Genomic DNA, 13,831 nt, shown 5'->3' with positions numbered 1-13,831 from the left:
AGGCCGCCGAATCTTCAGCGAGTTGTTGCCAGTTCCTGTTGGACGCTGGCGACAGTGCGAGGCCAAGGTTTACCAGCCTGAACCTTCGCTGGCAAGGCCTTGATGGCAGAAACGGCTGCATCACGATTGGCGAAGTTGCCGTAGGTGATCACGTAGAGCGGCTTGCCGTTGAGGACTTTCTTGAAGTAACGGTACTCGCCGCCCTGCTCTTTGACGAAGCTTTGCGCGCTCGCCTCAGAACTGGTACCAAGGATCTGCACCACGTAGTTGCCCGGTGCCTGACCGGCGTACCAGGTACCACCGGCCGCTTTGGCCGCCGGGGCTGGTTTCTCGGCTGGCTTGGCTGGCGCAGCAACGACCGGCTTGGCTGGCGCTGGAGCAGGCTTGGCCACTGGAACCGGCGCTGGCTTGGCGGTAGCGACCTGAGTTGGCGCAGGCGTCGGCTTGGCCGCAGGTGTCGGCGCAGGGCCGGCAGGAACGCCCACAGGTGGCGCAGTGGTGGTCACCGTCGGCGGCGTAGCGCTGGAACCTTCAACCGGCACGCCATCATCGCCTTCGGTGATGCCGCCCGCGGCTTCAGCCAGTGGACCACGCATGACTGGTTGCGAGTTACCGACCAACGGCAATGGCATCGGCTGTGTATTGCCAGCGAATTCGACGGCTGGAGCACCGCCATTAGCTGTTGGCTGACCCTGACCAAGCGGCAGTTGCGCCTGTTCGTTGGCCGGTGCACCCGTGGTCGGTGCCTTGCTGCGACCCGGCATCAACCAGGCGGCAGCTACCGCGACCACGACCACGGCGGAAATCGCCAATACGTGTTTCTTCGGCATATTGAACCCCATTTTTGGACGCTTGACCGCTGAGCGGCTGGCGATCATGGCTTCGATCATTGCATCGCGGGCGACCTGATTGATGCTGCCAGGCCAACCTTCGGAGCTTTCGTGAATATCAGAGATCTGATCCGCGGTGAAAAGTTCGATACCGCGACCAGCGCCTTCGAGCCGCTGCTCCAGATATTCGCGGGTTTCTTCCTCGGTGTAGGGCTGCAGCTCGATGACATGGAAGCGCTCTTCCTCGAGATGCAAAGCCTCAAGCTGGGCAATCAGCGAGGTTTCACCGAACAGGAATACGTGCGGGCGACCTTCAGGCGCGCCGGCCCCCAGGATCATCAGCGCCTCGAGCGCGGACTCGTCGAGTTGCTCGGCGTCATCGACCAGCAGATAGACTTCCTGCCCGGTCAGGGCAAGCTGCACCACCTGGGCCAAAATGGCGTCGGCATCAGCCTGGGCGACGTTCAGCGCCTGGGCTACCTGACGCAGCACCCCGGCCGCATCGCCAGCGCCGCGGGCGGACACCACCACACTCTGTACCGACTGCTTGTTGGTACTGGCGACCAGGGCCTGGCGCAACAGGGTCTTGCCACTGCCCTCGGGACCCGTGACCACCAGCAGCAACTGGCTGTAACGGGCCAGGTGATGCAACTGCCCCAGCACGGGTTTGCGCTGGGCCGGAAAAAATTTGAAGCCAGGCACCCGTGGAGCAAAAGGGTCATGACTCAACTGGAAATGGCCGAGGAAAGCCTCGTCGGCATGCAAACTAGTCATCGCGTTCTTATTAACCTTTAAGCTGGGCCAGGGCGCGGTAGTCTGCCCCCAGCGTGGCCTGTAGAACCTCTTTCGGATAATCGTCGGTCACCACCGCTTCACCCATGCGGCGCAGCAGCACCAGGCGCAAACGACCGTCGATCACTTTTTTATCAATGGACATATGTTCGAGGAAATCGGCTTCTGTCATCTCTTCTGGCGGAATGACCGGCAGTCCCGCACGCTGGAACAGTCGAATGCCGCGATCGCGCTCTTGCTCGCTGATCCAGCCCAGTCGCGCGGACATTTCCAGCGCCATTACGGTGCCAGCAGCCACCGCTTCACCATGAAGCCACACACCATAGCCCATGTGGGTTTCGATGGCGTGGCCAAACGTGTGACCCAGGTTCAATGTGGCACGAACGCCCGTCTCTTTTTCATCGGCACCGACCACCGCCGCCTTGGCCGCGCAGGAACGCTCGATGGCGTAGGTCAGGGCTGGCTGGTCCAGACTGCGCAGGCGATCGACATTGTCTTCGAGCCAGGTCAGGAACGGCTCATCACAGATCAACCCGTACTTGATGACTTCAGCCAACCCGGCGGACAGTTCGCGCGCCGGCAGGGTATTGAGGCTGGCGGTATCGATCAGCACCACGTTCGGCTGATAGAAGGCGCCGACCATGTTCTTGCCCAGCGGATGGTTGATCCCGGTCTTGCCGCCCACCGAGGAGTCGACCTGCGACAGCAACGTGGTTGGAACCTGGATGAAATCGACGCCGCGCTGGTAGCAGGCAGCGGCGAAGCCGGCCATGTCACCGATCACACCGCCACCGAGGGCGATCACCGTGGTGCGGCGGTCATGCCGTGCAGTCAGCAGGCCGTCGAAAATCAGTTGCAGGGTTTCCCAGGTCTTGAAGGCTTCGCCGTCGGGCAGCACCACGGAAATCACCGAGAACTGCGCCAGGCTGCGGGTCAGACGCTCCAGATAGAGCGGCGCAACAGTCTCGTTGGAGATGATTGCTACCTGCCGTCCGCGAATGTGCGGGGCCAGCAGCTCAGGCTGATCCAACAAACCTTCGCCAATATGAATCGGGTAGCTGCGCTCGCCTAGATCGACCTTGAGTGTCTGCATGTGTCCCCACAGTGAAGATGAATCAGGCGTCCTGCCTTGAATTAACGAATGTCCACGGCCTCTGCTGGTGTGACGCCGTCCGGTAGCCATGCGCCACAACCTTGCGCGATCATGGCGGGACGCCGAGGATAGCGCATTTCGCCCGGCGCTTTAACGGGGTGGCAACTGCTGCAGGCGCTCTAGAATGTCGAGTACGACCATTCGCGGCGGCCGCTCATCGGTTTCGACCACCAGGTCGGCAATTTCCCGATAAAGCGGATCGCGGATCGCCAATAGATCCCGAAGGGTCTTGGCCGGATCGGCAGTACGCAGCAATGGCCGATTGCGGTCGCGGGCCGTGCGGCCGACCTGCTGCTCGACCGAGGCATGCAGATAAACCACTCGCCCACCGGCATGCAGTGCCCGACGATTGGCTTCGCGCATGACCGCGCCACCACCTGTCGCCAACACCACACCGTCGTAATCGCACAGCTCGGCAATCATTGCCTGCTCGCGATCACGAAAGCCCGGTTCGCCTTCTTTATCGAAGATCCATGGGATATTGGCGCCCGTGCGCAATTCAATTTCCTTATCGGAATCTTTGAATGGCAGGCGCAGCTCTTTGGCCAGCAACCGGCCGATGGTGCTTTTTCCAGCGCCCATCGGTCCAACAAGAATCAAATTTCGCACAGAATCAATGACTCACAGCAATCGCCTGATTGTTCATGATACGCGGAGTGAGGAACACCAGCAGCTCGGATTTTTTCTCCGAAACCACATCACGCCGGAAAAGGCGGCCAAGATACGGCACATCGCCAAGAAATGGCACCTTATCTACAACCTTGCTCTGGGTATTTGAGAAAACTCCGCCAATGACGATGGTCTCGCCATCGTTGACCAGGACCTTGGCGTTGACTTCGTTTTTCTTGATGGGTGGTACATCCTGGACCTTGTTCAGGTAGTCCGGTTCGTCCTTGGTCACCTTGACCTCCATGATGATCCGGTTGTCGGGCGTGATCTGCGGCGTCACCTCCAGCGACAGCGACGCCTCCTTGAACGACACCGAAGTCGCGCCACTGGAGCTGGCCTCCTGGTAGGGAATCTCGGTGCCCTTGAGGATTTTGGCGGTTTCCTTGTCGGACGTGACCACCTTGGGTTGCGAGACGACTTCCCCGTTGCCGGTTTTCTCCATGGCTGACAGCTCCAGGTCCAGCAAGACGTTATCGGTGATGAACGCGATGCCGATCCCCGAGGTGTTATTGACCGCGCCCATGTCGACGAACGGTGAGTTGGTACTGGTACTGCCGGGCGTGCCGATGGTCGACGAAGCATTGAGCCCGTTATTGACCCCGGAAGTGTTCCAGTTCCCCTTCCGTACCGAACCACCCCAACGCACCCCTAGGCTTTTGTCATAGTCGACGTTGGCTTCGACAATTCGCGCCTCGATCATGACCTGACGCACCGGAATATCCAGCTGCGTGACGATCCTGCGCAGCTCATCAAGCCGGTCCTGGGTCTGGTAGGCAATGATGTTGTTGGTGCGCTCATCGACGGTGATCGACCCCCGCTCGTCGGGTTTCGCTTCGGCACTGGTCACCGACTGGAAGAGCTTGGCAATGTCCGCCGCCTTGGCGTAATTGACCTGCAACAGCTCCCTGCGCAACGGAGCCAAATCGGCGATCTGCTTTTGTGATTCCAGTTCCTGACGCTCACGGGCAGCAATCTCATCGGCCGGCGCAACAAGCAGGACATTGCCGATCTTGCGCTTATCCAGCCCCTTGGTTTTAAGCACCAGATCCAGCGCCTGATCCCACGGCACGTTCTGCAAGCGCAGGGTAATTCCCCCCTGCACCGTATCGCTGGCCACCAGGTTGAGGTTGGTGAAATCGGCGATCAGTTGCAGCACCGAACGCACATCGATGTCCTGGAAGTTCAGCGAAAGCTTCTCGCCGCTATAGACCTGTTGCCCGGCATTGCGCTTTTGCAGGTCGTCGACCGTCGCCGGGCGTACGCTGACCGTGAGCTTGCTGTCAGTCTGATAGGTCGAATAATCGAACGCGCCACCGGGCTCGATGCTGATGATGGCTCGATCGCCGCTCGCGCTGGCATTGACGTACTGCACTGGCGTGGCGAAATCCTTCACATCCAGACGCACACGCAACGGCTCGGGCAATCGGGTCTTGGCAAACCCGACAAGGATCTTGCCGTCGCGCTTCTGGATGTCGGGCGCAATCGACGGATCCGACAAGTCGATCACCACATTGCCCTCGCCCTGTGTGCCTCGCTGAAAATCCACCCCCCGTATGGCCTTGCCCGGCGTTGCAGCGGCTCGTGCCGGAACCGGCATTGCCGTGGCCGACGGCTTGATACCCTGCCCGACAACCACCAGCAGATTGTTGCCTTCAATTCGTGAGTCGTAGGAGGCTGGCTGGCTCAGGTTGATGATCAATCGCGTACGGTCCCCGGCCTCCACCACCGTTGCACTGCGGGCATTTCCGCTGCCCAGATCGCGAGTCTTGCTGGCCAGCTGGCTGGCGACACCCGGCAAGTCCAGCGCAATCCGGGCCGGCGACTCCGTCATGTATCCGTGGGGTACCGGAGGCGGTTCATCGAACGACAACTTCAACTCGACACGGTCTCCCGGCAGCGCGGCGACATCCAGCGCCTTGAGATTGACCGCTTGTACCATCGGCGACAACATCGCTATCCATAGCGAAAGGCCGACGGTGGAGAAAATCCTGTTCATTTTTCGAGTTCCACTATGAGTGCTCTTTCAAAGGGATGGTCCGGGGGCGCTCCAACCACGCGCCCTGACCATCAGGGACAATTTCCACCACATCGACCTGCGAGCCACTGATCGCAACGATCCGTCCGTCGTTGCGCCCAAGGTAATCACCGACTTTCAGCCGGTGCACCCCGCCCGCCCCGCGCAGCAGGACATAGGAGCCCGCCGCATTGGAAAGGGTGCCGACCATTTCAAACTGCTCGATGTTGAAACCCTCGAGGTATTGCCTGACCCGATCAGGGTCGGGCTTGACGTTATGTGATCCCTTGCGTCGAGCCGCCAGGTCAGTGCTGATCTGCGGCGAAAACGGGCTGCGCAGATTCGCCGCGTTGTAGGTGAACGCCGGGTAAGACCGGATTACCGGCGTTGGTTCAATCCTGCCCGGCCCGCGCAGGCGCATTTCGCTCATGTACTCATCCAGATCGTCGTAGTCATCGCCTGCGCCACAACCGGACAGGGCAGACAGCAGCAGCACCGCCGAAAAACAACGTGCCAGGCTCATTGATGCTGCCCCTTGTCGCTGTAGCGGTAGGTCTTGGCGAGGATGCTCAAGCGCAGTTTTGGAGCACCCTGGGGGCTGACGGGGGCAAGGTCGAAATCGTGCAGGGTGACGATTCGCGGCAACCCGGCCACACCACTGACGAAGGTGGCCAGGTCGTGGTAATCGCCGCTGACCGTGATCTGGATCGGCAATTCGACGTAGAACGGTTGGGCAACCTCCGGCAGCAGCTTGATCTCTTCGAACTCAAGGCCGCTGGCCAGACCGGTACGGGTGATGTCTTCCAGCAAGCCGGGCACTTCGGTGTCGCCGGGCAGTTGCCGCAATAGCACGCCGAAGGCGTTCTCCATCTCCTTCAATTGCCGGGTGTAGAGATCCAGATTCGCCGCCATGCGGGCTTTGTCAGCGAACTGCTCCTTGAGCATCGACTCTTCCTCACGCTTGAGATCGAGCTGGCTCTGAAGGTCGCGCGTGGAAAAGTTGTAGCCCAGGACCAGCACCAGAAGCATGAGTAAACCAGCCACCAGAAACTTGATCGCCAGCGGCCAGGAACCCATGTTGCTGGTATCGAGCTCACTGATGTCGATCTTGCGCAGCCCTTCGAACCATTCGGATGGACTCATTGCCCCCCCTCCGGTGCCGGAGGCTGGGTCTGGCGAACGGTCAACTGGAAGACATTGGCCTGCGCCACCTGACCGGCAGCTGCGGCCTTGACTTCAGTCAGGCTCGGCGCATCGAACCAGTCTGATGCCTCGAGATTGCGCATCAACTCTGAAACACGATTGTTCGATTGCGCGGCGCCGGTGATGGACAAGGTCTTTGCGGTCATTTTCACTTCGGTGAAATACACGCCTTCGGGCAGGGCTCGCGCCAACTGGTCAAATATTCGCCCGCTGACTTGGCGATTGCCTTGCAGGTCCTGGATGATGCGCATGCGCTCGACCAGTTGCTGACGATGCGTCTTGAGGTCATTGATCTGTGTGATTCGCTCATCGACCACAGCGATTTGCTTGCCGATATAGTCGTTACGGGCGATTTGCCGGTCGATGACACCGCTGATGACCTGGTTGACAACCAGCACCACGCCGATCATGCCCACCGTTGCAGCCACCAGAACCAGCAGGAAGCGCTTGCGGCGGGCTTCACGCCGCTCTTCGCGCCAAGGTAGAAGGTTGATCCGGGCCATCAGTCAAAGCTCCTGAGGGCAAGACCACAGGCGATCATCAGCGCCGGGGCATCACTCGCCAGGGCAGCACCATTGACCTTGCTGCCCAGAGTCATGTCGCAGAAAGGATTCGCGACCTGGGTCGGCGTGCCCAATTGCCGCTCGATCAAACGGTCCAGTCCCGGGATCGCCGCGGTACCGCCGGCCAGCAGGATATGGTCGACGGCGCTGTACTGGCCGCTGGCAAAGAAGAACTGCAGCGAGCGCGACACCTGCTGCACCAGTGCCTCTTGAAATGGCTGCAAGACCTCACGGGCATAGTCATCAGGCAGGCCGCCCTTCCTTTGCACCAGACCCGCCTGCGCCAGTGTCAGGCCATAGCGACGCTGGATTTCCTCGGTCAGCTGCCGACCGCCGAACAGTTGTTCACGGGTGTAGATAATCCGCCCGCTGTGCAGCACGCTCAGGGTGGTCATGGTGGCGCCGATGTCCACCACGGCGACCGTCAAAGGCTCCCCGGAGACCGCGAGCCGAGTGGCCAGCAACCCGAATGAGCGCTCCAGCGCGTAGGCCTCGACATCGACCACGCGAGCGGTCAGCCCCGCCAGGGTCAGGGCGGCCTCGCGGACTTCGACGTTTTCCTTGCGACAAGCGGCGAGCAGCACGTTGACGCGTTCCGGGTTGCGCACGGAGGTGCCCAGGACTTCAAAGTCGATCGCGACTTCATCCAGGGGATAGGGAATGTATTGATCGGCCTCGATCTTCAGCTGGTTTTCCATCTCGTCTTCGCCAAGCCCGGCATCCATCTCGATGATCTTGGTGATCACCGCCGAGCCTGCCACGGCCACGGCCACGTTCTTGAGGCCGGTTCTGGCCCTGGCCAGCGCGCGCGAGAGGGCCAGCCCCACGCCTTCGAGTTCAGCGATATTCTTTTCGACCACCGCGCCGACGGGCAACGGCTCGACCGCATAAGCCTCGACCCGGTAGCGCTCACCCTGACGGCTCAATTCCAGAAGCTTCACCGAGGTGGAGCTGATATCGATTCCGAGGAGCGTACTGGTTTTTTTGTTGAAGAGTCCTGGCACTACCAATTCCCTATGACTTTCCGTGAGTTACGGACTGTGCAATGTCCATTGCGTTCAATCCGCCCGTCTTGACAGAAGCGTCGGCCACGCTCCCGATCAGAAAAATGCTTATAATGCCCAGCGTTTTTTTCCGCATTTGCTCAAGCGCGGGTCGTTCTCATTTAGCCTGAGCCCTGTAGCCCAATTCATTTTTGCCCTGGATATCCAAAAGCCTTGATTCGTCTGCTGAAATTTTTCGGTTGGTCCATCGTCGCGGTTTTCTGCGGACTCCTTCTGGGTCTGAGCGGGGCGTACCTCTACCTTAGTCCCGGGCTGCCGTCCGTGGAGGCGCTGAGAAGCATCCAGTTGCAGATCCCTTTGCGGGTCTACAGCAGCGATAACAAGTTGATCGCAGAATTCGGCGAAATGCGCCGCACACCGATCCGTTTCGCCGACATTCCCCCCAACTTCATCAATGCGTTACTAAGTGCTGAAGACGACAATTTCGCCAACCACTACGGCGTCGATCCGAGCAGCCTGATGCGTGCCGCGACCCAGCTGGTAAAAAGCGGACACATCCAGTCTGGCGGCAGCACGATCACCATGCAGGTGGCGAAGAACTTCTTCCTGAGCAGCGAACGCAGCTTTTCGCGCAAGACCACCGAGATCCTGCTGGCCCTGCAGATCGAACGGCAGCTGACCAAGGACGAGATCCTTGAGCTGTACGTCAACAAGATCTACCTGGGTAACCGCGCCTATGGCATCGAGGCGGCGGCGCAGGTCTATTACGGCAAGTCGATCCGCGATGTCAGCCTGGCGCAGATGGCGATGATTGCCGGCCTGCCCAAGGCGCCGTCACGCTTCAACCCGCTGGCCAACCCGGCACGCAGCAAGGAACGTCGCGACTGGATCCTGGGGCGCATGTACAAGCTCGGGAAAATCAGCGAGGCCGACTACAACGCCGCGATCAACGAGCCGCTGAACGCCAGCTATCACGTGCCGACTCCGGAAGTGAACGCCCCGTACATCGCCGAAATGGCCCGTGCCGAAATGGTCGGACGTTATGGCAGCGACGCCTATACCGAAGGCTTCCGCGTCACCACCACGGTGCCGAGCGACCTCCAGGAACTGGCCAACACCGCAGTCCACGAAGGCCTGATGACCTACGATCAGCGCCACGGCTATCGCGGGCCTGAGTCGCGCCTGCCGGGCAAGACTCGCGAAGCCTGGGCGATCGAGCTGACCAAGCAACGCACCATCAGCAGCCTGGAACCGGCCATCGTGACCCTGGTCGACAAGAGCGGCCTGCAAGTGCTGACCCGCACCGGCCAGGAACACGTGAGCTGGGACACCATGAAATGGGCCCGGCCGTTCCTGAATACCAACAGCATGGGCGCCAATCCGAAGCAACCCTCGGACGTGGCCCAGGTCGGCGATCTGATTCGCGTGCAGCGTCAGCCGGACAACTCGCTGAAGTTCAGCCAGATCCCGCAGGCCCAGGGCGCACTGGTGTCCCTGGACCCACAGAACGGCGCCATTCGTTCGCTGGTCGGCGGTTTCGCCTTCGAGCAGAGCAACTACAACCGCGCATTGCAGGCCAAGCGCCAGCCAGGCTCGAGCTTCAAACCGTTTGTCTACGCCGCCGCACTGGATAACGGCTACACCGCCTCCAGCCTGGTGAACGATGCACCGATCGTGTTCGTCGACGAGTACCTGGACAAGGTCTGGCGTCCGAAGAATGACACCAACACCTTCCTCGGTCCGATCCGCCTGCGTGAAGCACTGTACAAATCGCGCAACCTGGTATCGATCCGCTTGCTGCAGGCGATGGGCGTCGGCAAGACCATCGACTACATCACTCGCTTCGGCTTCAACAAGCAGGACCTGCCACCCAACCTGTCCCTGGCGCTGGGCACCGCGACCCTGACGCCAATGGAGATCGCCACCGGCTGGAGCACCTTCGCCAACGGCGGCTACAAGATCACCCCGTACATCATCGACAAGATCGAAAGCCGCAACGGCGACACGCTGTTCGTCGCCAACCCGCCGAGCGTGCCTCAGGGCGGCGCTGCCAGTGATGGCATTGCCGCGCCAACCGCCCCTCAGGCCTTCACGGTCAACGCTACACCGGGTGAAGTCCCAGGCACTGCGCCGACGCCACAAGCACCCGCCGTGGCCGAACGCATCGTTGACGGGCGCACCACGTACATCCTCAACAGCATGCTTGAGGACGTGATCAAGCTCGGCACCGGCCGTCGCGCACTGGCCCTCGGCCGCCCTGACATTGCCGGCAAGACCGGCACCACCAACGAATCCAAGGACGCCTGGTTCTCCGGCTACAACGCCGATTACGTGACCACCGTATGGACTGGCTTCGATCAACCGGAAAGCCTGGGCCGCAAGGAGTTCGGCGGTACCGTCGCGCTGCCGATCTGGATGAACTACATGGGCCCTGCGCTCAAAGGCAAACCGCCGCATACGCAGCCGGAGCCGGAAGGCATCCTCAGCCTGCGCGTCGACCCGGTCAGCGGCCGCGCAGCCACGCCGGGCACGCCAGGGGCCTACTTCGAGCTGTTCAAGGCCGAAGATACGCCACCGTCGGTCAACGAACTGGGCAACGGCAATGCGCCAGGCAGCCCTCTGCCAGCGGATGAAGCGGCGCCGATCGATTTGTTCTGATAGCAGCAAATTAAAATGCCCCGCCTTCGAAAGAAGTGCGGGGCTTTTTATTGCCTGAAGGTTTTGAGGTGGCTGATCCGGCCTCTTCGCGAGCAAGCCCGCTCCCACAGGGTAATGCGGTCAACTGTGGGAGCGGGCTTGCTCGCGAAGAGGCCCTGACAGCTGGCACAAAACCTTCAAACACAAAAAAGCCCCGACTCTCACAAGCCGGGGCTTTTCGTTGAAGCGCTACAACGGCTTAGCCGTTGAACACGTCATCCACGCTTTTCAGCGGGTAGTTCTTCGGATACGGCAGGGTCGCCACACCGGTCTCGATGGCGGCTTTGGCCACGGCATCGGAGATCAGGGTGATCAGACGGGCATCCATTGGCTTCGGAATGATGTACTCACGACCGAATTCCAGCTTGATGCCGCCATAGGCGTCGCACACTTCCTGAGGCACCGGCAGCTTGGCCAGTTCACGCAGGGCGTTGGCCGCAGCCACTTTCATTTCTTCGTTGATGCGCTTGGCGCGAACGTCCAGGGCACCACGGAAGATGAACGGGAAGCCCAGTACGTTGTTGACCTGGTTCGGGTAATCCGAACGGCCGGTGGCCATGATCACGTCGTTACGCGTGGCGTGCGCCAGTTCCGGGGAGATTTCCGGATCAGGGTTCGAGCACGCGAACACGATCGGGTTGGCCGCCATCGACAGCAGGCCTTCAGGGCTCAGCAGGTTCGGGCCGGACAGGCCTACGAACACGTCAGCGCCTTGCAGGGCGTCAGCCAGGGTGCGCTTGTCGGTCGCGTGAGCGAACACAGCCTTGTACTGGTTCAGATCGTCACGGCCGGAGTGGATCACGCCGGTACGGTCGACCATGTAGATGTTTTCGATGTTGGCGCCCATGCTCACCAGCAACTTCATGCAGGAGATAGCGGCAGCGCCGGCACCCAGGCAAACGATCTTGGCTTCCGCCAGGGTTTTGCCAGCGATTTCCAGGGCGTTGATCATGCCGGCGGCGGTCACGATAGCGGTGCCGTGCTGGTCGTCGTGGAATACCGGAATATCGCACTGCTCGATCAGAGCGCGTTCGATTTCAAAGCACTCTGGTGCCTTGATGTCTTCCAGGTTGATGCCACCGAAGGTGATGGAGATGCGCTTGACGGTGTCGATGAACGCCTGCGGGCTTTCGGAATCGACTTCGATGTCGAAAACGTCGATGCCGGCGAAGCGCTTGAACAGTACGCCTTTACCTTCCATCACTGGCTTGGAAGCCAATGGGCCGAGGTTACCCAGGCCGAGAATCGCGGTGCCATCGGAAATGACTGCAACCAGGTTGCCTTTGCCGGTGTATTTGTAGGCCAGCTCAGGATCGCGGGCGATTTCGCGTACTGGTTCGGCTACGCCGGGGCTGTAGGCCAGCGACAGGTCGCGGGCGGTAGCGGTGGCCTTGGTGAGCTCGACACTCAGCTTCCCTGGACGAGGATTGGCGTGATATTCGAGAGCGGCAGTTTTCAGATCAGACATTTTGGCATTCCGCTTTTACTGTTGGACAGACTGGTCAGCGAGGATACGCGCCTCGCAAAGTCCCCACAAGACTGGCTGGTCACCCCTGTCAAGCGCCCGGCCTTACGACTTTGGGCCAAGAGCCGCGGAACACAAGGGATAGACTGTTCACAATCGACAGAAAAAATGTCTACAATTTTTTATCGCTGCGCTGCTTGAAGCATCGCCGGGTCGGTCAAGGGCAACATCCAACGTGCCTGGCCATTCTTGAGTCCGCCCTTGCGCGAACGATCCAACACCCAGCCACGCGCCTCGACCTGCTTGCCCTTGAGGCCTTCCAGCGAATTCACATCGAAACGCGTCAACAGATTGGGTGCAACACGCAATACAACCGAATCCTCTAACTCGATCCAAACCCCACCGCGATTGCGCTGCACCTTGCTCACACGACCGCTGAGCACAGCAAAACCTGAAGCGGAGATCTGCTCCGCTTTCAGTACAGGTGACTGCCGCCACAACCCCAGGCCAGCCTGGCGCGCACTGAGCTCAGCCGCTTGCTGACAGGCGACCAGATCGACATTCGGCGCCACGGCCACCAGAAAACCCAGGCCTTCGGCGAGCATTTGCGCTTCGAGGTTGGCGCCATCGGCACCGTAGACATGGGCCAGGGTGCGGCCGTAATGGTCTTTGCTTTCTTTGCCCGGCAGCAGGCCAACCTGACCGTCGCTCGCCGCCACCAGGGCTTCAAGGCGCTTGCGTGCGGCCACGGCAAACGGTTCGTCGGAACGGCCCTTCTTGCCCAGCTCTGGCGTATTCAAGCCGATCATGCGCACGTTGCGACCATCGCTCAGGCGCAGGGTGTCGCCATCCACCACCCGCTGCACCGCGACGGGCGTCAGGCCGCTTGGCGTCGGGCAAAAGGCCTGCGCGCCAGACAGCCAAATCGCGGACACAAAAAAGGCGCCCGCGAGGGACGCCTTTTTCATCAGCATGGAAAAACCGTAGCGGCTTCCCAAGTTGATCGGCCTTAGGCCTTTTTCGCGCCGAAAGCACCGAAACGGTCGGCGAACTTCTGTACGCGACCACCGGTGTCCAGAGTCTTCTGCTTACCGGTGTAGAACGGGTGGCATTCGTTGCAAACGTCGATCGCCATGGCTTTGCCGAAGGTCGAACGGGTTTCGAACTTGTTGCCGCAGCTGCAGGTAACAGCAACTGCTGGGTATTCTGGATGGATATCAGCTTTCATGGTGTTTTCCTCGGGCTAGCGTGCCGCCACCCAACACTATTGTTGAATACCGCACGTAATTAGGCCGCGGATTCTACCAGACAATCCCATTCACGCAAGCTGTCGCTTCTACCGACCGTCTGCTAGGCTCCCGGCCTCAAACGCATTCCAATGTGGGAGCGGGCTTGCTCGCGAAAGCGGCGTGTCAGGCGACTTAAATGTTGACTGACACGC

At 60.4% G+C, this 13,831-nt stretch carries 12 protein-coding genes; 1 reads left to right on the top strand and 11 read right to left on the bottom strand.

The features are described 5' to 3' along the window. Positions 1–14: 14 nt before the first annotated feature. The 8 genes from KGA88_RS13910 to KGA88_RS13875 form a co-directional block, all read right to left on the bottom strand. Positions 15–1,604, bottom strand: a complete 1,590-nt coding sequence (locus KGA88_RS13910) for an AAA family ATPase (protein WP_223591728.1) — start codon at positions 1,602–1,604, stop codon at positions 15–17. A 10-nt stretch (positions 1,605–1,614) separates the two neighbouring features. After that, the gene (aroB, locus tag KGA88_RS13905; RefSeq protein WP_223591725.1) at positions 1,615–2,715 is read right to left on the bottom strand and encodes a 3-dehydroquinate synthase; all 1,101 of its coding nucleotides are present in this window, start codon (positions 2,713–2,715) and stop codon (positions 1,615–1,617) included. 150 nt (positions 2,716–2,865) lie between these two features. Next, a complete protein-coding gene (gene aroK, locus KGA88_RS13900; protein WP_015093141.1) occupies positions 2,866–3,384 on the bottom strand; it encodes a shikimate kinase AroK in 519 nt (172 codons plus the stop codon). A gap of 4 nt (positions 3,385–3,388) precedes the next feature. Beyond that, on the bottom strand, positions 3,389–5,440 hold the full coding sequence (gene pilQ / locus KGA88_RS13895) for a type IV pilus secretin PilQ (protein WP_223591723.1): 2,052 nt from the start codon (positions 5,438–5,440) through the stop codon (positions 3,389–3,391). A gap of 13 nt (positions 5,441–5,453) precedes the next feature. After that, the gene (locus KGA88_RS13890; protein WP_110659704.1) at positions 5,454–5,981 is read right to left on the bottom strand and encodes a pilus assembly protein PilP; all 528 of its coding nucleotides are present in this window, start codon (positions 5,979–5,981) and stop codon (positions 5,454–5,456) included. Continuing rightward, on the bottom strand, positions 5,978–6,601 hold the full coding sequence (locus tag KGA88_RS13885; protein WP_223591720.1) for a type 4a pilus biogenesis protein PilO: 624 nt from the start codon (positions 6,599–6,601) through the stop codon (positions 5,978–5,980). The genes KGA88_RS13890 and KGA88_RS13885 overlap by 4 nt, the downstream gene beginning before the upstream one ends. After that, entirely contained in the window at positions 6,598–7,164 is a 567-nt protein-coding gene (locus KGA88_RS13880) for a PilN domain-containing protein (RefSeq protein ID WP_110659702.1), read from the bottom strand. Before KGA88_RS13880 ends, KGA88_RS13885 begins: the two co-directional genes overlap by 4 nt. Continuing rightward, on the bottom strand, positions 7,164–8,228 hold the full coding sequence (locus KGA88_RS13875; RefSeq protein ID WP_223591712.1) for a pilus assembly protein PilM: 1,065 nt from the start codon (positions 8,226–8,228) through the stop codon (positions 7,164–7,166). The genes KGA88_RS13880 and KGA88_RS13875 overlap by 1 nt, the downstream gene beginning before the upstream one ends. A 216-nt stretch (positions 8,229–8,444) precedes the next feature. On the opposite strand from KGA88_RS13875, the gene KGA88_RS13870 reads away from it, so the two are divergent. Next, entirely contained in the window at positions 8,445–10,886 is a 2,442-nt protein-coding gene (locus tag KGA88_RS13870) for a penicillin-binding protein 1A (RefSeq protein ID WP_411740845.1), read from the top strand. Positions 10,887–11,124: 238 nt separating this feature from the next. On the opposite strand, the gene KGA88_RS13865 is transcribed toward KGA88_RS13870, so the two are convergent. The 3 genes from KGA88_RS13865 to rpmE form a co-directional block, all read right to left on the bottom strand. Next, positions 11,125–12,393, bottom strand: coding sequence for a malic enzyme-like NAD(P)-binding protein (locus KGA88_RS13865; protein ID WP_110659699.1), 1,269 nt, complete (start codon positions 12,391–12,393; stop codon positions 11,125–11,127). 179 nt (positions 12,394–12,572) lie between these two features. Further along, positions 12,573–13,364, bottom strand: a complete 792-nt coding sequence (locus KGA88_RS13860) for a thermonuclease family protein (protein WP_110659698.1) — start codon at positions 13,362–13,364, stop codon at positions 12,573–12,575. 35 nt (positions 13,365–13,399) lie between these two features. After that, entirely contained in the window at positions 13,400–13,618 is a 219-nt protein-coding gene (rpmE, locus tag KGA88_RS13855; protein ID WP_007989302.1) for a 50S ribosomal protein L31, read from the bottom strand. Positions 13,619–13,831 lie beyond the last annotated feature (213 nt).

Source organism: Pseudomonas sp. A-R-19 (assembly GCF_019956575.1).
Taxonomy (GTDB): Bacteria; Pseudomonadota; Gammaproteobacteria; order Pseudomonadales; family Pseudomonadaceae; genus Aquipseudomonas.
Note: the sequence above shows the minus strand (reverse complement) of the source record. Positions and strands in the feature narration are given on the sequence as shown.